Source organism: Dactylosporangium fulvum (assembly GCF_025137375.1).
Lineage (GTDB): Bacteria > Actinomycetota > Actinomycetes > Mycobacteriales > Micromonosporaceae > Dactylosporangium > Dactylosporangium fulvum.
In genome coordinates this window covers 8,970,436-8,994,657 of sequence record NZ_CP073720.1, presented here as the reverse complement: position 1 = coordinate 8,994,657, position 24,222 = coordinate 8,970,436, and the positions used below count along the sequence as shown (strand labels likewise).

21 protein-coding genes are annotated in these 24,222 nt (G+C 71.6%); 9 read left to right on the top strand and 12 right to left on the bottom strand.

The features are described from left to right. Positions 1-19: 19 nt before the first annotated feature. The gene (locus tag Dfulv_RS41260) at positions 20-841 is read right to left on the bottom strand and encodes a zinc metalloprotease (RefSeq protein ID WP_259859249.1); all 822 of its coding nucleotides are present in this window, start codon (positions 839-841) and stop codon (positions 20-22) included. 341 nt (positions 842-1,182) lie between these two features. Continuing rightward, positions 1,183-1,818: a response regulator transcription factor gene (locus tag Dfulv_RS41255; RefSeq protein WP_259859248.1), complete on the bottom strand. Its 636-nt coding sequence runs from the start codon at positions 1,816-1,818 to the stop codon at positions 1,183-1,185. A gap of 229 nt (positions 1,819-2,047) precedes the next feature. Here Dfulv_RS41255 and Dfulv_RS41250 point away from each other — a divergent pair, with 229 nt between their 5' ends. Then, positions 2,048-2,389, top strand: coding sequence for an MmcQ/YjbR family DNA-binding protein (locus tag Dfulv_RS41250; RefSeq protein WP_259859247.1), 342 nt, complete (start codon positions 2,048-2,050; stop codon positions 2,387-2,389). Here Dfulv_RS41250 and Dfulv_RS41245 read toward each other — a convergent pair. Together Dfulv_RS41245 and Dfulv_RS41240 are read right to left on the bottom strand one after the other, a co-directional pair. Beyond that, complete coding sequence (locus Dfulv_RS41245; protein ID WP_259859246.1) at positions 2,367-3,632, bottom strand: GAF domain-containing sensor histidine kinase; 1,266 nt, start codon at positions 3,630-3,632, stop codon at positions 2,367-2,369. The two genes, Dfulv_RS41250 and Dfulv_RS41245, sit on opposite strands and share 23 nt — an antisense overlap. A 48-nt stretch (positions 3,633-3,680) precedes the next feature. Then, a complete protein-coding gene (locus Dfulv_RS41240; protein ID WP_259859245.1) occupies positions 3,681-4,685 on the bottom strand; it encodes a sensor histidine kinase in 1,005 nt (334 codons plus the stop codon). Positions 4,686-4,793: 108 nt separating this feature from the next. On the opposite strand from Dfulv_RS41240, the gene Dfulv_RS41235 reads away from it, so the two are divergent. The 4 genes from Dfulv_RS41235 to Dfulv_RS41220 all read left to right on the top strand — a co-directional run bounded on the left by Dfulv_RS41235 (position 4,794) and on the right by Dfulv_RS41220 (position 9,980). Next, positions 4,794-6,704 (top strand): sensor histidine kinase, encoded by a 1,911-nt coding sequence (locus Dfulv_RS41235; RefSeq protein ID WP_259859244.1) that lies wholly within the window; start codon positions 4,794-4,796, stop codon positions 6,702-6,704. Next, the gene (locus tag Dfulv_RS41230; RefSeq protein WP_259859243.1) at positions 6,701-7,408 is read left to right on the top strand and encodes a response regulator transcription factor; all 708 of its coding nucleotides are present in this window, start codon (positions 6,701-6,703) and stop codon (positions 7,406-7,408) included. The genes Dfulv_RS41235 and Dfulv_RS41230 overlap by 4 nt, the downstream gene beginning before the upstream one ends. Positions 7,409-7,500: 92 nt before the next feature. Next, a complete protein-coding gene (locus tag Dfulv_RS41225) occupies positions 7,501-8,229 on the top strand; it encodes a hydrolase (RefSeq protein WP_259859242.1) in 729 nt (242 codons plus the stop codon). A gap of 77 nt (positions 8,230-8,306) precedes the next feature. After that, positions 8,307-9,980 (top strand): ATP-binding protein, encoded by a 1,674-nt coding sequence (locus Dfulv_RS41220; protein ID WP_259859241.1) that lies wholly within the window; start codon positions 8,307-8,309, stop codon positions 9,978-9,980. On the opposite strand, the gene Dfulv_RS41215 is transcribed toward Dfulv_RS41220, so the two are convergent. The 6 genes from Dfulv_RS41215 to Dfulv_RS41190 form a co-directional block, all read right to left on the bottom strand. Then, positions 9,940-11,436 carry a glycosyltransferase family 2 protein gene (locus Dfulv_RS41215; RefSeq protein WP_259859240.1) on the bottom strand — a complete coding sequence of 499 codons (1,497 nt, stop codon included), beginning with the start codon at positions 11,434-11,436 and terminating at the stop codon, positions 9,940-9,942. The genes Dfulv_RS41220 and Dfulv_RS41215 overlap by 41 nt on opposite strands. Beyond that, a complete protein-coding gene (locus tag Dfulv_RS41210) occupies positions 11,433-12,560 on the bottom strand; it encodes a HEAT repeat domain-containing protein (RefSeq protein ID WP_259859239.1) in 1,128 nt (375 codons plus the stop codon). The genes Dfulv_RS41215 and Dfulv_RS41210 overlap by 4 nt, the downstream gene beginning before the upstream one ends. After that, positions 12,557-12,931: a response regulator transcription factor gene (locus tag Dfulv_RS41205; RefSeq protein ID WP_259859238.1), complete on the bottom strand. Its 375-nt coding sequence runs from the start codon at positions 12,929-12,931 to the stop codon at positions 12,557-12,559. Before Dfulv_RS41205 ends, Dfulv_RS41210 begins: the two co-directional genes overlap by 4 nt. Before the next feature lie 270 nt (positions 12,932-13,201). Beyond that, complete coding sequence (locus Dfulv_RS41200) at positions 13,202-13,819, bottom strand: SRPBCC family protein (protein WP_259859237.1); 618 nt, start codon at positions 13,817-13,819, stop codon at positions 13,202-13,204. Positions 13,820-13,981: 162 nt separating this feature from the next. Then, positions 13,982-15,607 carry a S8 family peptidase gene (locus Dfulv_RS41195; protein WP_259859236.1) on the bottom strand — a complete coding sequence of 542 codons (1,626 nt, stop codon included), beginning with the start codon at positions 15,605-15,607 and terminating at the stop codon, positions 13,982-13,984. Positions 15,608-15,911: 304 nt separating this feature from the next. Then, positions 15,912-17,537 (bottom strand): CBM96 family carbohydrate-binding protein, encoded by a 1,626-nt coding sequence (locus tag Dfulv_RS41190; protein ID WP_259859235.1) that lies wholly within the window; start codon positions 17,535-17,537, stop codon positions 15,912-15,914. Between the two features lie 445 nt (positions 17,538-17,982). On the opposite strand from Dfulv_RS41190, the gene Dfulv_RS41185 reads away from it, so the two are divergent. Together Dfulv_RS41185 and Dfulv_RS41180 are read left to right on the top strand one after the other, a co-directional pair. Further along, on the top strand, positions 17,983-18,213 hold the full coding sequence (locus Dfulv_RS41185; protein WP_259859234.1) for a DUF7455 domain-containing protein: 231 nt from the start codon (positions 17,983-17,985) through the stop codon (positions 18,211-18,213). 107 nt (positions 18,214-18,320) lie between these two features. Beyond that, positions 18,321-19,841: a putative bifunctional diguanylate cyclase/phosphodiesterase gene (locus tag Dfulv_RS41180; RefSeq protein ID WP_259859233.1), complete on the top strand. Its 1,521-nt coding sequence runs from the start codon at positions 18,321-18,323 to the stop codon at positions 19,839-19,841. On the opposite strand, the gene Dfulv_RS41175 is transcribed toward Dfulv_RS41180, so the two are convergent. Beyond that, positions 19,803-21,290 carry a GGDEF domain-containing protein gene (locus tag Dfulv_RS41175; RefSeq protein ID WP_259859232.1) on the bottom strand — a complete coding sequence of 496 codons (1,488 nt, stop codon included), beginning with the start codon at positions 21,288-21,290 and terminating at the stop codon, positions 19,803-19,805. The two genes, Dfulv_RS41180 and Dfulv_RS41175, sit on opposite strands and share 39 nt — an antisense overlap. A 199-nt stretch (positions 21,291-21,489) precedes the next feature. Between Dfulv_RS41175 and Dfulv_RS41170 the strand changes: the two genes are divergently transcribed. Both Dfulv_RS41170 and Dfulv_RS41165 read left to right on the top strand, forming a co-directional pair. Further along, the gene (locus tag Dfulv_RS41170; protein WP_259859231.1) at positions 21,490-21,723 is read left to right on the top strand and encodes a hypothetical protein; all 234 of its coding nucleotides are present in this window, start codon (positions 21,490-21,492) and stop codon (positions 21,721-21,723) included. 47 nt (positions 21,724-21,770) lie between these two features. Next, positions 21,771-23,300 carry an ATP-dependent DNA ligase gene (locus tag Dfulv_RS41165; protein ID WP_259859230.1) on the top strand — a complete coding sequence of 510 codons (1,530 nt, stop codon included), beginning with the start codon at positions 21,771-21,773 and terminating at the stop codon, positions 23,298-23,300. On the opposite strand, the gene Dfulv_RS41160 is transcribed toward Dfulv_RS41165, so the two are convergent. Beyond that, positions 23,282-24,142, bottom strand: a complete 861-nt coding sequence (locus tag Dfulv_RS41160) for an SURF1 family cytochrome oxidase biogenesis protein (RefSeq protein WP_259859229.1) — start codon at positions 24,140-24,142, stop codon at positions 23,282-23,284. The genes Dfulv_RS41165 and Dfulv_RS41160 overlap by 19 nt on opposite strands. Positions 24,143-24,222 lie beyond the last annotated feature (80 nt).

The following is a 24,222-nucleotide window of genomic DNA, read 5'->3' as shown; positions in this document are numbered from 1 at the left end:
CGGCCGGACAGGACGCGGCTCAGTTGGTCCCGTACTGCTGCTTGAGCGTCAGGTAGTCGCCGAGGCCGAGCCCGCGGTAGGCCGTCGAGCAGTCCGGCAGGCCGTCGGTCATGGTCAGCGAGCCGTGCTCGGCGAACGCCACGTGCCCGAGGCCGAAGGCGTGCCCGAACTCGTGGGTGATGGTGCCCTCCAGGTCCCACCGCGAGCCGCAGCCGGGCGGGGTCGACAGGAAGAACAGGCCCTCGGTGTCGTCGATGAGGATGTCGGCCTCGACGCTGCGGCCGTTCTCCTTGCCGCCGTACCACCAGATGCAGGTGACGGCGAGCAGCCCCTGGTTGAGCCGGCCGAAGGAGACCGCGTTGTGGCCGTCGCGCTCGCCGCAGCCGCCGTCGGCGGTCACGCCGGCCCGGTGGTCGGTCTTCCCGGCGTACGACTCCTGGATCCCGAGGTTCTCGGGCAGGCCGCAGTCGTTGCGCCCGGTGTCGACGGTGGTTGCGGCGCTGCGCAGCGTGTCGACGACGGCGGTGCGGTCGCCCAGGTAGGCGGGGATGGTGCGCTCGTTGACCCGCCAGCGCAGTTCGTTGCGCCAGCGCATGCCGAGCCAGGTGCCGGTCGGGTCGGCGCACCGGCCGCTCTCCTGCGCGGCCTCGGTGATTTCACCCGTCGGCGGTGCGGGGATCACCGGGAGCCAGCCGCGCGCCGTCGCGGAACGCGAGACGTGCAGCGGTGCGGCCGCGTCCCGGAAGGACGTTGATGGTCCGGTCACCAGCACGAGCGCACAGACGAGCAGCGGGATCAGTGCCCGTCGGGTTGCCGCCAGACCACTGTCGATCTTTGGCATCCATTCATTCTTGTCCGCGGTACCCCCCGAAGGGGTGACTTTCCGCAAATGCGCCCGAGACGCCATGGTGCGCAGGATTCCCCCGAGCGGACAGTCGACACCTGTACCGCAACCGCCTGTCGGGTGATCATCCGCCGGGTCGACACCCGTGCGCGACATACCTGGCAGCTACTTCAAGTCATGATTCGAATGCAAGAAGTCACTCGCCCCTGAAGGAGCATCCCCGATGACGAACCTGCTCCGGCCAGGCGTTGATCGCCTGGCCGGCGCTTTCGTCGGTACCGCACGCAACAGCGCGGCCCGGCGGAAGTCGCCGGGCCGCGCCGAGGTCGAGCGCCCTCTCAGGCGGCGTCCACCGAGACCAGCAGCCCCTGGTTGACGGCGGCCATCAGCGCCTGCGAGCGGTTGTTCACGCGCAGCTTGCTGTACAGGCGGGAGACGTACGTCTTGACCGTGGCCTCGGAGACGGTCAGGCGCTGGGCGATGGCCGGCAGGCTGAGCCCGTCGCGCATGAGTGACAGCACCTCCTGCTCGCGCTGGCTCAGCAGGCCGGACTGCCCGCGCCGGCGGGACAGCGCCGAGGACAGGCCGGGTGCGGTGAACGAGTGGGGCGCGACGGCGGCGTGCCGGATCGCGGCGAGGACGGACGAGATCGGCGCCGCCTTGGTGACGTAGGCGGACAGGCCGGCGTCGAGCGCCCGGTAGAGCAGATTGTCGTCGCTGACCGCGCTCAGCAGCACGACGCCGAGGTCCGGGCTGCCGGCGCGGAGCCGGCGGGCCAGGCTGATGCCGTCGGTGTCGGCCAGTGACGCGTCGATGGTGACCACGTCGGCCCTCGTCTCGGCGACGACACGCTCGGCGTCGGCGGCGCTGCCCGCCTCGCCGACGAGCGTGATGTCGGGGACGGTGGCCACGACACGGTTGAGGCCGAGCCGGAGTAGTACGTGTTCGTCGACGGCGACCAGCCGGATCGTCATCTGGGGCTCCTTGCCGATGGGGGTGTGCCGTGACCTGCACGTTTACGGGGAAATCGTTGCCCGGTAAGCGTTGCAGCCGGGCCGGCGGAGCAGCCAGATGCTGCAATGGAGCTGCGCTCGTCGGCACCCGAGCTGCACCGGAGGACAACCGGACACCGGTGGACACCGGTGGACACCGGTGGACAGCGGTGGACAGCGGCCGGCACCGTCCGCCGTTACGCTGGTCCGCATGGCTGATCTGGTGTCCCGGGTGCGGGCGATCTGCACGGCGTTCCCCGGCGTGACCGAGAAGCTCAGCCACGGCACACCGCTGTGGTCCGCGCGCAAGGGTTTTGTGCAGATCTGGCCCGACGGGCATCACGACAACACGTTCCCGCACCTGTGGTGCGCGGCCCCGCCCGGCGTGCAGGAGTCCCTCATCGGCCGGGATTCGCGGCGGTACTTCCGGCCGCCCTACGTCGGACACCGGGGCTGGGTCGGCATGCGCCTGGACGGCGATCTCGACTGGGACGACGTCGAGGAGCTGTGCGAGCTCGCCTACCGCACGGTCACCCCAGCGGCACGAGGCTGAGCCGGTCGAACGGCTTCGGCAGCGTGATCCGCATCGTGGTGCCGCCGCCGGGGGTCTCGTCGATCACCAGCGCGGCGTCGTGCGCCTCGACGATCCGCTGACAGGTGGCCAGGCCGATGCCGGAGCCCTCGACGTCGGTGTTGAGCCGGGTGAACATCTCCAGCACGCGCGGCCGGTCCTCGGCCGGGATGCCGATGCCGTTGTCGGCGATGCTCAGCGTCCAGCCGGCCGGCGTCTCCTCGCCGGTGAGGCGGATGCGGCAGGGCCGGCCGGGGTCGCGGAACTTCACCGCGTTGCTCACGAGGTTCTGGATCAGCACGCGCAGCTGGGTCACGTCGCCGTGCACCGTGGGCAGCGGCTCGATCTCGACGGTCGCCCGGGCCGCCGCGATGGAGGTGGCGAGGTCGTCGACCACCTGATGGGCGACGGAGTCGAGCGAGACGTCGGTGAAGGACGGCCGGCCGCCCACCGAGGCGTGTGACAGGACGTCTTCGATCATCCGCCACATGCGGGTCGCCGACGACAGGGCCTTGTCGACGGAGCGCTTCGCGATCGGGTCCGCCGCCACGGCCGGCACGTCGGCGAGCATGGCGACGAAGCCGAGCACGCCGGTGAGCGGGTTCTTCAGGTCGTGGCTGACCTGTCCGGCGAAGTGCTGGAGCGAGGCGTTGGAGCGCTGCAGTTCCCGGCCGGTCCGGTGGACCTGGTCGAGTGCCTGCTCCAGCAGCCGGCTGTGCCGGTGCAGGTCGATCACGTCCATCACCATGCGGGCCAGCTTGTCGAGGCCCTCGCGCTGCTGCGGCGTGAGGTCGTGCGGCTTCTGGTCGAACACGCACAGGGCGCCCAGCACGTGCCCGTCCCGGTCGCGCAGCTGCGCCGAGGCGTAGAACCGCACGTGGTTGATCTCGCCGGTGACGAACGGGTTCTGTTCGAACCGCGGATCGAGCGTCGCGTCACGGACCACGACCATCTCCGGCTCGACCATGCTGATCGCGCACATCGAGTCCTCGCGCGCGCAGGCGCCGCCCTCGAAGCCGTAGGCCCCCAGCTGGTGCTGCTGTGTCGCTCCGATGATGTTGACGACGGCGTTGGGCACGCCGCAGACGTAGGCCGCGAGCGCCACCACCGAGGGCAGGTCGGGCAGCTCCGGGGCGCCGACGATCCCGTACTCCGCCAGGGAACGCAGTCGCTCTTGTTCGTCGGCCGGGACGGGGAAGGCGCGGTCCCGCGTGGACGTCGTCATGCGGCCGACGATAGGCGGCGCAGGTTGCCAGCCGGGCCGGTTCGGCCCTCACGCGTCGGGCAGCGTGACGCGAACTGTGACGCCGTGCCGGTCGACCGTCGTGGCCATGGCGCCGCCGTGGCGGGCGGCGATCTCACGGCCGAGCATGAGCGCGAGCGCGCCGGTGCGGTGCTCGCCGGGGTGCTCGGGGTGCGGGATGCGCATCGACAGCAGGCGCTCGGCGGTGAGCGCGGCCGCCGTCCGGGCGGTGACCCGGACCGTCCACCGCCCCGGCTCGTGGCGCGCCTCGACGGGCACCGGACGGTCGGTGTCGTCGGCGATCGCCGCGACCGCGACGGCGGTGTGGAACAGCTGGTGCAGCAGGGACTCGTCACCGCGCAGTTCCGGGCCCGGGCCGACCACGGCCGCCGTGCTCAGCGTGGTCAGCAGCGTGGTCAGGTCGACCGGCGCCCGCTCCAGCGGCGTCTCGGCGGTCTCCAGCTGGGTGAGCAGCATCAGGTCGGCGACGAGCAGTTGCATGCGCTCGGCGTTGCGGCGGATGACGCCGAGCGCGGACTGCCGGTCGGCCGGGTCGAGCGCGACCACGTCGTCGCCGGCCTCGAGCATCGTGGCGAACGTGATGATCGACGTCAGCGGCGTGCGCAGCTCGTGGGAGGCGACCCGGATGAACTCGGTGCGCAGGTCCGACAGCTCGGTCAGCAGCCGGTGGCGCTCCTGGAGGTCGTGGTCCGCGGTGGCCCGCTCCGCGCGCAGGAACAGCTCGAGGTCGGGCGGTGTCCGCTCGGCGAGCTCCTGGACCAGGCCGTGCCCGCCCTGGAGCGTGAGCGAGATCCGCAGCTCGTGCCCGTCCCGGTGCACGGCCGGCACGTCGAACGCGGTGCCGGGCGGGACCGCGACGTCGCGCAGGCGCGCGGGGAGGATCAGCTCGGTGAGCCGGCTGCCGAGGGCGTGCTGTCGTTCGTAGCCGAACAGCTTCGCCGCCTCCGGCGGCCACGAGCAGACGATGCCGCGATCGTCGATCGTTATGTCGACCGGTCCGCCACTGATGAGCACCCGCTCGGTCCTCCGGAAACGTTACAGGACATGTCATTACATTGCGTAGGATATGTGTGTACCGACAGTAAGCGTCAAATGTCGCGAAGGCTGCCGGCGAGGAGAGCTTTGCGTGGAGAGACCGACCGCCTGGTCGACACCGGCCTGATCGAAGGTGCCGTGGTCGACCTGGTGGTCCGTGCGGCGAACGCGGCCACCGTGGTGGACGCGCAGCGGCTCGTTGCCGAGTTGCGTGGCTTCTCCGGGGTCCGCACCGCCGGCATCGTCCCCGCGCTCTCCCCGGTCGTCGGCGACCTCGACCTTCTGGAGCGGCTGCCGGTCGGTCCCGCGCAATGGGGCCAGGAGCTGCGGGTCGAGTTCAGTGCCGCACCCGCCCGTGCGGAGCTGCTCCCCGCCGCGAGCGAGATCGCCGCCGCCGCCGACCGGGCGCTCGCGCAGCCGTGCCACCCGGTGCCGCCACCGCCGATGCTCGGCTCTCCGCTGGCGTGGGCGATCACCACCGGCGCGCGGGCGATGATCCTCCTCGTCGACCCGGCCCGGGGCTGGAGCGCGCTGTCCGACTCGTTCACCACCGTGCTGGGCTACGACCGGCACAGACCCCCCGACTACCGCATCCTCGACCTGATCCACCCCGACGACCGGCCCGCGGCCGTCGCCATGTTCCTCACCTGCTGCACCGGCCGCCACCCGGAGCAGACCGTGGATCTGCGGGTCTGCACGGTCCACGGCCGGTGGCGCACGATCGAGGTCGCCGCCCGCAGCTTCGTCGAGGACGCCCAGGTCGGCGCCGTCGTCTTCTTCGGGCTCGACGTCACGCAGCAGCGGGAGACCGAGCGCGCCGCCCGGGTCGAGCAGCAGCGTCTGGCACGGTTGGTCGAGACGATGGGCGACGGGCTGCTGCTGCTCGACGCCGACGGCCGGGTCAGCCTCGCCAACCGCGCCGCGCACCGCCTGCTCGACACCGGGATGCTCGACGTCAGCCCGGAGCACGACCCCGACGACCCGGCGCCGCTCGACTGGTCGGCGGTCATCGCCCGCTCCATCGCGCGGCTCGGCCCCGACGCGGTCCGCGTGGACCGGTTGCGCGAAGGCTTCCGCAGCCGCCGCGCGGTCGTGGGGGAGGAACTCGCCTTCGAGGACGGCCGTGTCCTGGAGCTCGACCTGGTCCCGGTCACCTGCCCCGGCGAGGCGGACGGCGGCACGCTCATCCACCTGCGGGACGTCACCGCTCGGGTGGCGGTGCGGCGCGGGCTGGAGGAGCGCAGCCGCGGGCTCGAGGCGCGCAACCAGGCGCTGGCCGAGGCGACCGCCATGAACAACGAGTTCGTCGCGACGGTTGCACACGAGCTGCGCGGCCCGCTGTCGTCGGTGGTGGCGTTCTCGCACCTGCTCGGCGACGCCACCAGCGGCGCCCTCTCCGAGGACCAGCGCACCTACCTCGACGTGATCGACCGCAATGCCAACCGCCTGCTGCGGCTCATCGAGGACCTGTTGCTGCTGTCCCGGCTGGAGGCGCGCACGCTGCAGCTCAAGCCGGTGCCGACCCGGCTGCCGGAGCTGCTGGCGGCGGCCGTCGCCGAGCGCATCCCGGCGGCGCTGGCGGCCGGCATCGAGCTGACCCTCGACTGCGCCGACGGGCCGGACCTCGTCTGCGACGACACCCGCGTCCACCAGGTCGTCGACAACCTGGTGAGCAACGCGGTCAAGTTCACGCCGAGCGGCGGCCGGGTGACCGTGCGGGCCGGTCCGGCCGACGACGGCTGGACGATCGCCGTGGCCGACTCGGGTGTCGGGATCCCCGCCGCCGACCTGCCGCGGCTCTTCAGCTCGTTCTTCCGCGGCTCGAACGTGACGGCCGCGGTCGGGCGGCAGGTGATGCCCGGCACCGGGCTGGGTCTGGTCGTGAGCCGGGCCATCGTCGAACTGCACGGCGGCAGCATCAGCGTCGCCAGTACTGAAGGGGTCGGCACGACGGTCACGCTGTCGTTGCCCACGCGAACGGCACGGAATGGGGGATGATCGTGAGCCGACTTCTTGTCGTCGAAGACGATCCGGATATCGCCATGGCACTGCGTCTGCTGCTCACACGGGCCGGCCATCAGGTCGCGCACGCGAAGGACGGCCGCAGCGGCTTGCGCGACGCGTACACCGAGCGCCCGGAGTTGGTGATCCTCGACATCGGCCTGCCGGGGATGGACGGCTGGCAGGTCCTGGAGCGGCTCCGCGACGTCAGTGACGTCCCGGTGCTGCTGCTCACCGCGCACGGGCAGGAGTCGGACAAGGTGCGGGGACTGCGGGGCGGCGCCGACGACTACCTCACCAAGCCGTTCACCAACGCCGAGCTGGTGGCGCGGGTCGAGGCACTGCTGCGGCGCAGCGCGGGCCCGGCGTCGTGGGCCGACGAGGTCTACGACGACGGCGTGCTGCGCATCGACCCGGCAGCGCGGCGCACGTTTGTCACCGGCGACGAGGTGCGGCTGACGCCCACCGAGTTCCGGCTGCTCAACGTCCTCGTGCGGCACGCCGGCGCGGTGCTGTCGCCCAACCAGCTGCTCGCGCAGGCGTGGGACGACCCGACCGGGATCGGCCCGGAGCGGGTCAAGTTCGCGGTGCTGCGGCTGCGGCGCAAGCTCGGGTGGACCGACCCGGACGCGTCGCCGATCGAGTCGGTGCGCGGCTTCGGCTACCGCTACCGCCGCCCGGTCATGGACCGCGCCGAATAAACCAACTGGCACCCAGGCGGGACCGCCGAGGAGGACCGACGCTCGGCACTCTGAAACGCGTCCCGCCCACCAGTACCAGAAATGAGTGCCAGATGATCGACCTCTCCGTCGACGGTCACGTCCACACCGCGTTCTCGTCGGGCCGTGACAGCGTCAGCGTCCTCGTCGCCGCCGCCGAGCAGGCCGGCCTGACGGAGGTCACGTTCGCGGATCGCGTCGGCCCGGACACCAGCTGGCTCCCGCCGTACCTCGCCTCGATCCAGCGGGCGCAGCAGCGCACCGACGTGGTGCTGCGCCGCGGCGTCGAGGTGGAGGCGATCGGCATCGACGGCTGGCTCGCCTTCCCGTCCGACCTCAACGGGCTCGAGGTCATCTCCGTCGGCATCGACCGCCTGCCGCTGCCCGCCGGGCTGCTCAGCCCGGACGCGGTCCGCGGTCTCATCGACAACGGCACGATGCGTGCCCTCGACGTGATCGACCAGGTCGTCGCCGTCACCGGGCTCGCCGTCGAGCGCGTCTCCCGCTACGCGCCGACCCGTCTCGCCCGGCCACTGGACTTTCTGGCCCGCGCCGGCATCGACGAGTCGGCCGTGCCGGACGCGTCGATCGCCGAGCTGGTCGAGGCGTGCCGCGTCAACGGCACCGTCATCGAGATCAGCGAGCGGCACCGCCTGCCCGGCCGGCGACTGGTTCAGGCCTGCGTCGAAGGTGGCGTGCGGCTCGTCCCCGCCAGTGACGCGGTCCGCGCCGGCGAGGTCGGCGTCTACCGGTACGTGCGGGAGATCGCCGCCGCCGCGGACAACACTCCTGCAGCCGCGTAACCGCCGTGCTGCCCGACCCGCCGTCGTTCCCCCGAAACGGGGTAAAGGCGGCGGGTCGGACCTTTAGCATCAATGTTGTGCCGAAGGATCGCGAGCTCGTCCCCGTCTCGCTGTTGCAGGAGGCGACCCGGATCGCGAACGAGGTCGACCACATCATCGACGCCGGACTCCCGGTGATCCGGGCGGTGTGCGAGGCGACCGGCTGGCAGGCCGGGCACATGTGGCTTCCGCACGAGAACGACCCGCGGGTCTTCGTCTCCACCGACGTGTGGCACGAGGACCGGCCCGGCGAGTTCGCCGCGCTGCGCGAGGTCAGCGACAACCACGTCTTCGCCCAGGGCGAGGGCATCGTCGGCGAGGCGGCCCGCACCGGGCGGCCGGTCTGGATCCCCGACGTCGCCACCGGCCCACGGTTCCTGCGCGGCCCGGTCGAGGGCGTCGGCGCGGCCGTCGCCTTCCCCATCACCGCCGGCGGGCTCACGGTCGCGGTCCTCGAGTTCTTCACGCGTGAGCCGGTCGACCCCGACCCCGGCCTACTGGAGATCATGGCGGACGTCGGCACGCAGCTCGGCCGCGTCGCCGACCGCATGACCGCCTGGCAGGCACTGCAGTTCGGCGCGCAGCGGCTCGAACGGATCCTCGACAGTTGCGTCGAGGCGTTCGTCGCGATGGACGACGGCGGCCGGATCACCGGCTGGAACGCCGCGGCGGAGAAGGTCTTCGGCCTGTCCAGGGAGGAGGCGATCGGCCGGCCGCTCGCCGACACGATCGTGCCCCCGCGCTTCCGCGAGGCCCACCACCTCGGCGTCGGCCGCTTCCTGACGACGGGTGAGAAGCGGGTCCTCGACAACCGCATCGAGATCTCCGCCTGGCACGCCAACGGCTACGAGTTCCCGGTGGAGCTCGCCACCTGGGCCGTGCGCGACCCGGTGCTCGGCTGGACGTTCAACGCCTTCGTGCACGACATCACCGACCGCAGGCGCACCGAGGACGCGATGCGCCAGGCGTACGAGCACGAGCGCGAGGCGGTGTCCCGGCTGCGTGAGCTCGACGTGGCGAAGAGCGACTTCGTGGCGACCGTGTCGCACGAGTTCCGCACGCCGCTGACCAACGTCATCGGGCACCTGGAGGTCCTCACGTCCGGCGACGCCGGCGAGCTCAACGCGGCGCAGTCGCGCATGCTCGAGGTCGTCGGCCGCAACGCCGACCGGCTGCGTGCGCTGATCGAGGACCTGTTGACCATCTCGAAGGTGGAGGCCGGTGTCTTCGACCTGGAGCCGCGCGAGACCGACGTGCACGAGGTGCTGTCCGCCGCATACGCCGCCGTCGAGCCGCGTGCCAAGCGCCGCGGCCACCGTCTGGTGCTGGCCGTCGAGGGGCGGCTCGGCGCCGTCGAGGCCGACCCCGAGCAGCTGGCACGGGCGCTGGTCAACCTGCTGGTCAACGGCGTCAACTTCACGCCCGAGGGCGGTCTCGTCGAGCTGATCGCCCGTGCCGCCGGCGACCACGTCGAGATCATCGTGCGGGACAACGGCGTCGGCATCGACCCCGAGGAGCAGCCTCAGCTGTTCACCCGGTTCTTCCGCGGCACGTTCGCGGTGCGCGAGGCCGTGCAGGGCGCCGGACTCGGCCTGGCCATCACCAAGACGATCGTCGAGGGCCACGGCGGCGAGATCTCGGTCGACAGCACGCCCGGCGCGGGCACGACGTTCACGATCCGGATTCCGCGCGAGCGCCCTCTCTGGCTGTGACCGGCTCCTCCTGCTTCGGCGGCTCCGGCGTCAGTACGGTCTGGAAGCCCGTCCGCGTCATCGTGCCCCAGTCGTGGCGGCCGCCGCGGATCGCCGCCCACATGCCCATGGTCCGCCAGACCGCGGTCAGCTGCCGGTAGCCGACGTTCTCCAGCACGGCGGCGAGCACCGACGCGACCAGGTCCGTCCACCGGTGGTACCGGTGGAACGAGTACTCCTCCACGGCCAGCGCGACGAGGTTGAGCACGAGCGCGTAGCCGTAGGCCACCGCGACGAAGACGAGCGCGAAGCCGGCGTCGATCGCCCCGAAGTACAGCCCGAGCGGCACCAGGATCACGCCGGCCAGCTCGATGACCGGGGCGAGCAGCTCGAAGAGCACGTAGTAGGGCAGGGCGACGAGGCCGATCCGCCCGTACCGCGGGTTCAGGATCATGCCGCGGTGCTTGGTCAGGATCTCGGTGATGCCCCGGTGCCAGCGGCGGCGCTGCTTGCTCAGCACCTTCAGCGTGCTCGGCGCCTCGCTCCACGACACCGGCTCGGCGACGAAGACGATGCGGTAGTCGCGCTTCTGCCGGCGCAGGTGCCGGTGCAGCCGCACGACAAGCTCCGCGTCCTCGCCGATGCAGTCGTGGTCGAGGCCGCCGATCTCGACGAGCAGGTCTCGGCGGAAGATGCCGAAGGCGCCGGAGATGATGAGCAGCCCGCCGAGGCGCGACCAGCCGGTGCGGCCGAGCAGGAACGCCCGCAGGTATTCGACGACCTGCACCCGGACCAGCCAGTTGCGGGGCATCCGCACGTCGACGATGCGGCCGGCGACCACCGTGCAGCCGTTCGCGACGCGGACGACCCCGCCGGACGCGACGGTGCGGACGGGGTCGTCCGAGAAGGGCTTCGCCACCGACAGCAGTGCCTGTGGATCGAGGACCGAGTCGGCGTCGACCATGCACACGAGTGGGTACCGGGCGACGTTGATGCCGGTGTTGACCGCGTCGGTCTTGCCGCCGTTCTCCTTGCGCACGACCACGAGCGGGTCGGGGCGGTCCTTCGGCACGTGCACCGAGAGGATCCGGCCGCGGGTCGGGGTCGCGTCGGGTACGACCCGCGGCACCTCGACAAGACCGAACTCCTCCCGCAGCCGCTCGAAGGTGTCGTCGGACGAGCCGTCGTCGACGACGATGACCTCGAAGACGGGGTACCGCAGGGCGAGCATCGCCTGGACCGACTGGACGATGCCGGCGGACTCGTTGTACGCGGGCACAAGGACCGAGACCGGCTCGGTGAGCGGGCTGCGGTACGTCTCCTCGTGGCCGGCGAAGGGCACCCGGCGCAGATGGTGCACGAACTCCGCGCCGGCGAGCCCGATCAGCACGAGGTAGCTCGAGTTGATGACGAGGAAGTACGTCAGGATGAAGATGTCGGCCAGCCGCAGCAGCTCGCGGATCCAGTCGGCGATCATGGCGTTGTCTGCCTGCGGTGGTCGTCGAGCTCGGCCGCGGCGAGCGCCTCGCGGGCGTGCGCGGCGCTGAGTATCACCTCGGGATCGGTCTCGTGCTCCTCGGCGCTGTGCCGCGGGCGGACATGCGAGCGGTGCTCGGCGGCGACCAGGGCCGCCCGCCCGGCGTTGCCCAGACGCAGCAGGGACTGGGCGGCGTTGTGCGCGACGGCGTAGTCCGGGTCGGCCAGCAGCGCCGTCAGCGCCTGGGCGGCGGTGACCGCGCCGAGCTCGCCGAGCGCCCTGGCGGCCTCCGCCCGCAGCACCGCCGGGCGGTCCGGCTCGAGCGAGTCGAGCAGCGGGGACAGCGCCGTGCGGGTGCCCAGGCGGCCCAGCGTGCGTGCCGCGCGGACCCGCACCTCGATCGACGGGTCGGCACGCAGCGCGCTCTCCACCCGGACCGTCGCACCGACCGCACCGACCAGGCCGAGCACCTCGGCGGCGGTCGCGCGGACCGGCGCGCGCGGGTCGTCGAGCGCGGCCAGCAACGCGGTCTGCGCGCCCGAGCCGAGGCGGGTCAGGGCGGTCGCCACCACCTGCGCGGGCACCGTCCGGCGGCTGGCGAGCGCGGCGAGCAGCGGCTGGGTGGCGCCCGGATCACCGATCCGGCCGAGGGACCGTGCCGCGACCACCCGCACGTCGGGATCGGGGTCGGCGAGCAGGTCGCACAGCGGCAGCAACGCGTCCTTGCGGCCCAGGTTGCCGAGCACCTCGGCGGCCTGCGCCCGGGCGACGGGGTCGCGGCGGCGCAGCTGGCTCCGGGCCCGCCAGGCGGCGCCGCGACGCTCGAACACGTCGACCAGCGTGGCGTGGGCCTCGCCGCGGACCTTGCCCAGCAGGGCCACCGCGTTCGGCTCCACCGCGACCCAGACGTCGTCGGGCAGGCGCACCAGTTCCTCGATCCGCTCGGGGTCGTCGTCGCCGGCGGCGATGGCCAGCAGCAGTTGCCGGGCGGGTTTGGCCAGCCGGGCGCGGCGCGCCTCGCGGGTCCGGCGGACACCGCGACCGCCGGCGATGAGCCCACCCAGCACGACGACGGCGACAAGCATGACGATCAGCGCCACGAACGCGGCGCCGGCGAGGGTCACGTGCGCATGCGGGCCAGGACCGCCTCGACCCGGCTCACCAACTCCCGCGGGCTGAAGGGTTTGACGATGTAGTCGTCGGCGCCGGCACCGAAGCCGACCTCGACGTCGCCCTCCTGGGCGCGGGCGGTGAGCAGGATGATGGGCAGGCCCTTGGTGGCGTGGTCCTGCCGGAGCTGCCGGCAGACGTCGATCCCCGACATGCCGGGCATCATGACGTCGAGGACCACGAGGTCCGGCGGGTTCTCGGCGGCGGCGGTGAGTGCGGCGAGCCCGTTGTCGACCGCCACCACGTCGTAGCCCGACTGCTCAAGCTTGAAGGCGACGAGGTCCCTGATGTCCATGTCGTCGTCGGCGACCAGGATCGCGGTCATCGTCCCTCGCTCGTCTAGGCCACTCAGGCCATCATGATATGTGTACGGAAGCGAATATTTCCGGGCATTCCCGGCCTCACGCCGTTGGTGGCAATGGTTCCCGCGGGTGCAGTGACCCCCGCCGTCCCGTGGTGCCTCATCGCCGGTCGCGGTGTCCGCCGGACCCGCGAGGCGCGCCGCGCCCGGCTGGCCAAACCCGCCCGGCAACTGCTGCTGACCATTGCCGCCGGCGACGACTCCGTGCGGGCCGAAGCGTGCGGCGGTGCGGACTCAGTAGGTGTCGTGCTGCTGCGCCTGGCGGGTGCGGGCGTTGCGCTCCATGCTGTGGTGCATCGGGCCGAGGTTGCCGCCGGCCGGCATGCCCGGGTTGGGCCGCTCGTTCGTCGCGTGGGTCAGCCCGGACGAGGACGCGATGCCGCGCGCGATGGACGCGGCCGTCGGGATGTCCTTGGTCGGCGCGTCGCTCATGCGCGTCGCACCCTCTTCGCAGAAGCGCTTGAAGCTCTTCAGGTCCGCCTTCAGGCGGCGGTTCAGTACCTCCGCCGCATGCTCCTCCGCCGGCATGAGCTCCCGGGCGTCGATCTGCAGCTCCGCGATGATCCGGGTCATGTCGTCGGCCATCGGCTCCAGCCGGAGCGCCTCGCTCACCTGCGGGCCGTCCATCGCCTCCCAGCAGAGGAACTCGCCGGGGCGGGCCTCGGTGATCCGCGCGTCGAACTCGGCCCGGCTGCCGCCGAGGTCGAGCACCATGTGGGCGGTCGACTCGTCGATCGGGGCCATGCTCATCACGCCGGACATGAACCGCGGGTAGTTCTCGAAGTGGGCGAGCTGCTCGTAGGCGACCCGTGCGGGGACCGCCACCTCGATGGACTCTCTGGCAGTGCTCATGGTCGTCCCCCTTGCAAGGTCAGCTCGATGATGACCCACACCGTACCGACGGGTACATCCGGGTTGAGACCGATTCGCGGTTTTGGTCGGTTGCTTTCCACGCTACAGCGCTCCGGGCCGGCGGCTCGGAGCGCTGTAGCGGTGGAACGGCCGGTCAGACGGTCAGACGGTCAGGGTCCAGTTCTTCAGGGTGCCGGTGTCACCGGCGAAGACGTCCTTCACCTGCAGGGTCCAGGTGCCGTTGCGGGCCTTGGTCGACAGGTCGACGGTGTAGGTCGCGTCGAGGTTCGCCACGTTGTCGCCGGAGGTCGAGCTCTTGAGCTTGTACGCGGTGCCGTCCGGGGCGATCAGGTCGACGCGGAGATCACCACGGTCGGTGTGGCGCACGGAGACCTTCACGGTCGAGGTCTTCGCGGCGTTGCCGGTGCAGTTGGCGACGACAATCTTGCTGGTGACGGTGGCACGGTCGGCGATGAAGATCGCGGAGCCGTTGGTGACCGGGGCACAGGCGGCCGGCGTGGTCGGGGCCGGCGTGGTCGGGGCCGGCGTGGTGGGGTCAGGCGTGGTGGGGTCAGGCGTGGTCGGGGTCTCGGTGCCGGAGTCGAACGAGCCGGTGTAGAGCAGCTTGTTCGGCGAGCCGGAGCCGGGGCTCTTCACCGCGCCGGTGACCGCGCCGTTGACGAGGGCGTCACGGACCTCGGCCGGGGTGGCGTCCGGGTGCGCGGCGAGGTACAGCGCGGCGGCGCCGGCGACGTGCGGGGTTGCCATCGAGGTGCCGGACATCTTCTGCGTGCCGGTGTTGGAGCTGTTGGCGCTGGACGTGATGTTCACGCCCGGGGCGAAGATGTCGAGGCAGCTGCCGAAGTTCGAGAAGCCGGCGCGGGTGTCCTTGGTGTCGGTCGCGCCGACGGTGATCGCCTCCGGCAGGCGGGCCGGGGACTTGCTGCAGGCGTTGGCGGAGTCGTTGCCACCGGCCACCGCATACGTGATGCCGGCCGTGATCGAGCGCTTGACGGCGTTGTCCAGGGTGGTGCCGGCCGAGCCGCCGAGGCTCATGTTGGCGACCGCGGGCTTGACGGCGTTCTTGGTGACCCAGTCGACGCCGGCGATGATCTGCGAGTACGAGCCGTTGCCTTTGCAGTCGAGCACCCGCACGCCGACGAGCTTCACGTCCTTGGCGACGCCGTACGTGGCGCCGCCGACGGTGCCGGCGACGTGGGTGCCGTGGCCCTGGCAGTCGGACGCGTCGGCGTCGTTGTCGACGAAGTCGTAGCCGGACTTGGCGCGGCCGCCGAACTCGGTGTGCGTGAAGCGGATGCCGGTGTCGATGACGTACGCCGTCACGTTGCTCGCCGGGCCGTACGTGTACGAGCCGTTGAGCGGCAGCGCCTGCTGGTCGATGCGGTCCAGGCCCCAGGTCGCGTTCGCCTGCGTCGCCTCGACGGAGACCACGCGGTCCTGCTCGACGTAGGCGACGGCCGGGTCGGCGGCGAGCCGGCGGGCGGCAGCGGCGCTCATCTGACCGGAGAACCCGCGCACCGCGCTGTCGTACCGGGCGCGGACCTTGCCGCCGACCTTGCCGGCGAGCGCGTCCGAGCTGACCGACGATCCGTCCTTGAGCACGACGATGTACCGGTCCTGCAGCGCACCCGCGGCGCCGGCGCCCTGCACGACGCCCTCGGCCGGGGCGGCGGAACCGGCGGCGGCGAAGGAGAAGGTGGCGGCCGCGGCAGCGGCGGTGGTGAAGACGAGGCCGGTGACGGCGAGACGGGCGGTGTTCTTGATCATTATGTCTGCATCCCTTGCGGTAGCTGGCATTCTGATTGCGTGCTTGCCTTGCACGAATAAGGTTCCGGCCCGTGGGTGGCTGCCCCAGGACTCGTGCGGTAGCAGCGCAGTTGCCGCGCCCACCCGCCCCCTACTCGCGCGATCTTGGAGTTGTGGTCCCTAATTTGTCGGATTTATACGGATAAAGACGGGACCACAACTCCAAGATCGCGGCAATAAGGGGCGGGGGTGGCGGAAGAGGGAATGGCGAAGGCCGCCTGGGACTTGCCCAGACGGCCTTCACTCACCGGGGGGAACCGGGTGTTCAGATCTTGACGTTGAACCGTGGGTCGGCGGCGATCTTCTTGAAGCCGGCGAATGCCTCCGGGGTGTCGTCCATGCGGATGTCACGCCCGGCCTGGTCGCGTGCGGTCTCGAAGTACACCATGCCCTTGATCTGCGGCATCTTGGCCAGCTGCGGCAGCACGGTGGCGTACACGTCGGCCTTGTTCTTGCCCACGACCGTCGTCGACGAGTCGTACACGCCCCACTCGGCGACCATGATCGGCTTGCTCGGGTGGTTGGTGGTGGCCCAGGTGTACCAGCCCGGGAACTTCGCCTTGTCATTGGTGCGGTTCATCATGTAGTTGAAGTCGCCGTAGTGGAAACCGCCGGGCTGCGCGTTGTTGTAGGTGTCGACGCCGACCCAGTCCACGACGTCGTCACCCGGGTAGAGGTCGCCCCACCACGTTGTGTTGTTCCACTTCTCGTAGTTCATGTAGGCGATCACAAAAACGGCGTTGTTCACTCCGTTGGCCTTCATCCGCAGCACGGTGTGACGGAACATCGCGGCGTAGTCCTTGGCGGTCATACCGGATCCGGCGGCCGGGTTCACGTCGTTCTCGGGCTCGTGGTGCAGCACCATGAAGAACTTCTTGGTGTAGTTGGTCTTCAGGTAGTTGGAGAGCCGGTCGATGCGGGCGTCCTGGTCGCCGGCGGCGACATTGGCCCACTTCGTTCCGTAGGCGACCTTCCAGTTCAGCATCAGCACGCGCGGGTTGGCCGGGTCGTTGGTCATGGCGATCTCGCTCTTGGTCGGGAAGAGCTCGTCACCCTTGTGGTATGTGTGGTAGATGGTCGACGTCCGGCCGGTCTTGCTCTCGAACGTCTTCAGCGCCTGGTCCCGCGGCACGTCGGAGAAGCCGCCGGCGGCCGCGCCCCACAGCACGCCGCAGCTCGGCACCAGTTTGGCGTCGACGGTGCAGTTGCCCGGGTCGGCCGGCGTGGTCTCGACCGGCTCGGTCGCCGGGGTCGACGGGTTCGCCGGCGTGGTCGGGGTCGCCGGGGTCGTGGTCGTCGGGTTGGTCGCCGGTGTGGTCGGCTTGGTCGAGGTCGGTCGCAGCACGGTCAGCGCGAGCGTCGGCTGGCCGGCGGCCGCCTCCGCGGAGCGGAACCGGGCCGGGCTGTTGGCGACGGTCGAGGTGACCGCGAAGGTGTACGTCCCGGCGCCCTTGACCACCGAGCTGACGTCGAACGTCACCGAGGTGGCGCCGCTCTTCGGCTTCACGGTGGTGACGACCGCGCCGACCTTCGGCTTGTTCTTGCCGGTCAGGCCCTTCTGGGTCCACGCCGTGTCGGCGACCTTGCTCAGCGAGATCGAGGTGGGGAAGGCGCGGGACTCGCGGTTCAGGGTCACCTGGGCGCCCTTGACCTTGACCCCGGTGCCCGGGTTGGCGACCTTGAACTTCAGGTAGGTCACCATCGTGTCGCCGCCCTGGCGGCCGGCGACCAGCGTGTCCGAGGCGCCGAAGTTGTAGGTCGGGCGGCTGCTCGAGCTGTAGCTGTCCTCCGCCGCACCCGTGCGGACGACGTCGGTCGTCTCAGCGCCGGCGTTGCCGGTGAAGACGGCGGTGCCGACTCCGGCTCCAATGGCGAGTGCGGCGATCGGCATCAATGTACGGGCATGGCGGCGAATCATCGATACGGGCCCTTCCGTGGCGGCGAAATCCTCGTGGAGCGGTTTTTTCGTCCGGCGGTGTCATCCGGACCTCCACAAGATTCGGCAGCCGGGGTTACACCCGCGGTTCGCCGCAAGTTGCCGTTAGGGTGCCCGCGTCCCGGAAAGACTGTCCACAGTGGATTCGCCACGCTCGGCCGGCGCTCAGTGGCTGTCCGCCGGAAGGCTGGTGTCGAAACGTTGCCGAGCGGGTATGTGAAGTGCCCCGGTGACGCATCAGGCGAACGGACAGACTCGGCAACCCAAGTGTGACCCAAACCCAACGCTTCCGAACTAGGCGCTCAAATCAGGCGAACGTAGTGTTAGCCAGGTAAGCCGCAACACCCGGAAATGCCATATTTCAACGAGCACCCCTCCAATTCGACTCGAGGAGACTGTGATGACCCCGATGCTGATCTCGCGCCCGGCCGTTCATGTCGTCCCCGAGCTGGCGGGGGAGCGGTGCGACAGCTGCGGCGCCGCCGCCAAGGCGACGGTGACCTTCGGTACCTCCGGTGAGCTGTCCTTCTGTGGCCACCACGCAAACCGCTACGCCGACCGCATCGCGGCGACCGCCGACAAGGTCGTGGTCGAGGCCGGCTTCGACTGGCGGGGCGGCGCAGAGGGCTGAGTGCCCTGAGACGGTGCCGAAAGGCGGGTTCCCCACCGGGGAGTCCGCCTTTCGCGTGTTGTCCGTTAAGTACCGAAAATTGGATATTCGGTAGATAGCATCATGGCGTGCGTCGCAAGCCGAGCCCCAGTCCGCGCAGATCAACCCTGCTGGGTGGGCCGAGCCTGCTGATCGACGCCGTCGCCGTGCTCGCGGTGGGAGTCTTCGCGGCGGTACCGGCAATGCTCCGGCAGTTCTCGTCGTTGCACGCCGGCGCCGTGGCACTCGGTGCGGCGGCCCTCGCCGTGGTCCTCGCCCGGCGCCGGTCGCAGCGCCTGGCCCGCTCCCTGGCCCGTTCGTCCGCCCGACGCAAGGGCCTGGAGCAGGAGCTACGCCACCGCGCCACGCGGGATCCGGTGACGGGTCTGGCGAACCGGGCCCTGCTCACCGCCCATCTGCACGACCTGCGGCCCGGCGTCACCGTCGCGCTGCTCGATCTCGACGGGTTCAAGGAGGTCAACGACGCGCTCGGGCATCCCGCCGGGGACGCGTTGCTGGTCCAGGTGGCGGACCGGCTGCGGGCCGCGCTGCCGGACGCCGACCTCATCGCCCGGCTCGGCGACGACGAGTTCGCGGTGGTCTGGCGCGCCGGTGCCCCGGAAGGCGCGGCCGAGCGAGCCGCGGGGCAACTGCGCCCGGCGTACCAGGTGGCCGGCCGTCAGGTGCATCTCACCGCCAGCGTGGGCCTCGTGACGGTCACGGAGCAGCGCACCTCCGCCGAGGTGCTGCGCGACGCGGACCTGGCACTCGACGCGGCGAAACACGGCGGGAAGGACCGGATCGTCCGGTTCGACGCGCCGCTGCGCACCGCCGCCGACCGGTACCGGGAACTGGCCGCCGGCCTGCGCCGGGCGCTGCGTGACGGCGAGTTCACGCTGCACTACCAGCCCGTGGTCCGGCTGGCCGACGGCCGGATCACCGCCGCCGAGGCGCTGCTGCGCTGGAACCCGCCGGACGGCGACCCGGTGCCGCCGGGCGTCTTCGTCCCGGTCGCGGAGGCGACCGGCCTGATCGTGCCGATCGGCTGGTGGGTCCTGGGCCGCGCGTGCGCGGAGGCTCGGGAGTGGCACGAGCGCGAGGGCGTCAGCGTCACCGTCAACGTGGCCGCGCACCAGCTGCGCGAGCCGGACTTCGTCGACCGGGTGCGGGCGGCGCTGGCCGACAGCGGCCTGCCGCCGTCGGCGCTGGTGCTCGAGCTCACCGAGTCGACACTGGTCGCCGACGCCGAGTCGACGGCGCGGCTCGACGTGCTGCGCGGGCAGGGCGTGCGGATCGCGATCGACGACTTCGGGACCGGATACTCGTCGCTGGCCTACCTCGTCCACCTGCCGGTCGACGTGCTGAAGATCGACCGGACGTTTCTCGCGACCGCCGTCGACACCCCGCTCATGCGGGCGATCCTCCAGCTCGCCGACGGCCTGGAGCTCCAGACCGTCGCCGAGGGCGTGGAGACCGAGGCGCAGGCCGCGACGCTGCGCACGCTGGGCTGCTCCTACGCGCAGGGCTACCTGTTCTCCCGTCCGGTGCCGCCGGCCGACCTGGCCGCCATGCTAGGCCGCCTCGAACTCGGAGCGGCGCGAGCGGGGTAGGTGGACCGGGCGGGCCGGGGCGCGCCGCGCGGCGACGACCCGGTCGCGGCCGTCCCGCTTCGCCGCGTAGAGCGCCCGGTCGGCGAGCTGGACCAGCTCGTCGGGCTCCGTCGTGTCGTCCGGCAGCACCGCGGTACCGACGGAAACCGTGACGCAGCGGTGGACGCCGTCGCCGACGTCGACCGTGCCGCCCGCCACGACGCGGCGCACCCGCTCGGCCAGGGCGGCCACCTCCGCCTCCCCGGCGTCGGGCGCGAGCACGGCGAACTCCTCACCGCCGTATCGCGCCACCGTGTCGTCCGCCCGTGCGGCCGCACGCAGGCGGCGGGCCACGTCGCGCAGCACCCGGTCGCCGGCGGCGTGCCCGTGCTCGTCGTTGATCGCCTTGAAGTGGTCGATGTCGAGCAGCACCACGCCGAAGCCCCGGTGCCGCCGGCGGCCGGTCTCGGCGCGCAGCTGCTCCTCGAACGCGCGGCGCGTCGACAGACCGGTCAGCCCGTCGGTCACCGCGATGCGGTGCTGCGCCGCGACCATGCCGGCCATCCGCCCCAGGACGAGCAGGAACAGCAGGGCGCAGGCGATCGCGATCACCGGCACGTCGCTGACGTCGCCCTGGAGGTACCGCAGCAGCAGGACGGCGGGCGCGAGCAGCGAGGCCCCGGCGAGGACGGCGAGCCGTGCCGCGGTCGTGCGGGTGGTGTGTGCCGACGCCGGCGCGTCGATCCGGTCCATCGACGGGTGCAGCGCGGCGCCGCCGAGCAGCGCGTAGGTCGCGAGCCACAGGAAGCACGACCATGCGTTCGCCCTCGAGAGGGTGGCGGCGACGTCGGCGCCCAGCATCGTCAGGAGGCTCGTCAGGAGCAGGAGATACGAGGGTGTACGGGCACCGCCGCCGAGCAGCATGCGCAGGCCGAGAACGAGGACGAGCAGGTCGCCGACCGGATAGGCGACGGTCACGAGCCGCGCCGCCGGGCTCAGGCCCTCGTCCGCCGTCAGCGGGCCGATGAGGTACACCCACGACACGAGGCCGACGCTGACCGCGATGATGCCGGCGTCGATCAGCGTCGGGGTGTGCCGGCCCGGGGTCCGGCGCCGCACGAAGGCCACGAGGGCACCGACGAGGAGGGGGTACTGCACGAGGTAGAAGGCGTCGGCGACGCTCGGGAACGCCGGGCCGTCGTGCGGCGGGCGCGAGACGGCGTGGAGCGCGTCACCGATCGTGTAGGCGATCTGGCCGGCGCCGAGCAGGTACCAGCCGAGCCGGCCGGGCGGTCGCCGGCGGTGCGTGACGACGAGCACGGTCGCCGCGGTGAGCGCGGACAGGCCGGTGTAGAGGGCACCGGCCAGCGCCGGCACGGCGCCGGTGACCTGCATGATCGCGAAGCCGGTGGCAGTGAGCAGCCCGAGTGCGACGAAGGTCGCCCATCGATTCTCACTCGCTGTAGTCACATGTTCTATTTTCCGTCATGAAGTCGCGTTTGCCGTCCTCCAGTCGGGCTTTTGTCGTGCGTCCGGGGTCACTCCACCCGTCGTCTCACCCCGTGTCGTTCGGCCGTCACCCGTCTGATCTCACCCTGTCCGCAACCCGGCGGACATCGTGATGCTCCGGCCGGAGCGTGTGCTGATGACAGGCGAAAGGAGCATTGTCATGACGCCACAGCTGCTCGAACACGTCCGTGCCGAGGCGCTCTTCGTATCCGACGTACAGTCCTCCGAGCATGTCAGCGTGGACCGCATCCGCCGTGCGGTCATGATCAGCGTCCGGCGTCACGGCCCCCGCGGCTGCGCGGCCCTCGTCGCCCACGAGTTCGGCGAACACCCCGAGACGGCGGTCAGCCGGATGGGTTGGGTCCTCGATCAGGTACGTCTGGCGTACCGCTGATCGATTCCCGGCCGGTTTTTGTCGGACCCCTGGTCCAGAATCCGGGTATGCGGTTTCTGGAGTTGGCGCAGGTGTCCGATGCAGTCGCCGCGGCCTCGGCGCGCAACGTCAAGATCGACCTTCTCGCCACGGCGCTGCGTGATCTCGGCGCCACCGCTGACGAGCGCACGATCGCCGCCGGTGCCGCTCATCTCTCCGGCGAGCTGCGCCAGCGCACCACCGGCGTCGGCTATGCCGGCCTCCGTGACCTGCCCCCGCCCGCGGCCGAGCCCACCCTCACCGTCGCCGACGTCGACCTGGCGTTCGAGCGGATGTCCGCACTCTCCGGCAAAGGATCGCAGGCGTCCCGCAAGCAGCTCGTCCGGGAGCTGTTCGGCGCCGCCACCGGGCCCGAGCGCCGGTTCCTGATCGGCGTCCTCAGCGGCGAGCTGCGCCAGGGTGCACAGGCCGGGCTCCTGGGTGAGGCGCTCGCCAGAGCGGCCGGCCTCCCACCCGCGACCATTCGCCGCGCCCTGCTCCTGGCCGGCGACCTGAAGGCCGTCGCCGTCTCCGCGCTGATCGGCGGGGCGCCCGCCCTTGAGCGGTATCAGCTGACGGTCGGCCGCCCCCTCGCGCCGATGCTCGCGCAGAGCGCGCAGAGCGCGTCGGAGGCCCTCGCCGCCACGGGCGTCCCGGCGGCGGCCGACATCAAGATCGACGGGGTGCGCATCCAGGTCCACCGCGACGGCGCCGACGTGCGCGTGTTCAGCCGCAGCCTCGACGACCTCACCGCCCGCGTGCCGGGTGTCGTCGAGGCGGTGCGGGCGCTGCCGGTGGAGTCGGTCGTGCTCGACGGCGAGGCGGTCGGCGTCGACGAGGAGACCGGGCGCGCCATCCCGTTCCAGGAGACGTCCAGCCGGGCGGCCCGCCGCGACGGCGTGTCGGTGCTGCGGCCGTTCTTCTTCGACATCCTGCACCTCGACGGCGTCGACCTTCTCGACGAGCCGGCCTCCGCGCGGTGGACGGCCCTCGAGCAGGCCGTCCCGCCGGACCTGCGGGTCGGGCGCACCATCCTGACCTCGCCGGAGGACGCCGACGCCGCGTTCGCGCGCGCGGTGCGGGAGGGCCACGAGGGCCTGGTGATCAAGTCGGCGTCAGCGCCCTATGACGTCGGCCGCCGTGGCGCCGCCTGGGTCAAGGTCAAGCCCCGGCACACGCTCGACCTGGTGGTGCTCGCCGTCGAGTGGGGCCACGGCCGCCGCAAGGGCTGGCTGTCCAACCTCCACCTGGGGGCTCGCGACCCGGAGACCGGCGGTTTTGTCATGCTCGGCAAGACGTTCAAGGGCATGACCGACGCGATGCTGCGCTGGCAGACCGAGCGGCTGCGCGAGCTGGCGGTCGAGGAGTCGGAATGGGTCGTCAAGGTGCGGCCCGAGCTGGTCGTGGAGGTCGCCTTCGACGGGGTGCAGACGTCACCGCGCTATCCGGGCGGCGTGGCGCTGCGGTTCGCGCGCGTGTTGCGGTATCGCGAGGACAAGCGTCCGGAGGAGGCCGACACGATCGCGGCGGTGCGAGCGATTCACCGCGGAGCGCGATGAGGCACGCCCCCGCTGGTCGCGTCGGTCCCGGCCGCGTCGCCGTCCTCGCCGTCCGCCTCGCCCTCCTCCTCGTCCTCGTCGGCGAGGAGGTCGTCGGACGCCGGGCCGCGCGCCTCGCGCCGTGCCAGGTAGGCGAAGCCGAAGACGGTCAGCGCGGCGAAGAGCCACCATTGCAGCACATAGCCGGCGTTCTGGAGTGCGTTCTCCTTCGCCGGCCGCACCGCGGTCAGCCCGGCGGGGGGCTCGTCCGCGGTCACATAGGCGTCGAAGATCGGGTAGGGCAGCGCCGGTGCGATCGCGGCCGGCGTGATCCGGCGGATCTCCGAGCGGCCGTTGACCTCCTGCGGGGCCCCACCGCGGCTCTCCGGCGGGCGCAGCCGCCCGACCACCGTGGTGTCGCCGGTCGGCGCCGGCGGCACGTTCGGCGCCGCGAGCGCACCCCCGGGTGCCGGCGGCACCCAGCCGCGGTCCACCAGCACCGCCGTCCCGTCGGACAGCACCAGCGGGGTGATCACCTCGAACCCCACCCGGCCGTCGACGGTCCGGCCGCGCACGAGGATCTCCCGTGTGGGGTCGTAGTGCCCGGTGACGCGGACCCGCGTCCACTCGATGTCGCCCGGCGGGGCCGGGCCGACCGAGCCGGGGCCTTGCGTCGGCTTGCCGACAATGTCGGTGAGCGAGGCCGGCGTCGCCGTGGCGCCCGCCGAGATGCGCTCGTTGATCGACGCACGCTGATGATATCGGTCGAGCTGCCAGAAACCGAGCAGGACCATGACGGCCGCCGCGGCCGCCGTCAGCGCGGCATAGCCGAGCCATCGGGGCGTCGCGAGAAACCGGTACACACCGTGCACGGTATCCCGTGCGTTTCCGGACCATCGCAGTGGCGCCCACCCGGTATCGTCCGGAACACACGTCTGCCCAG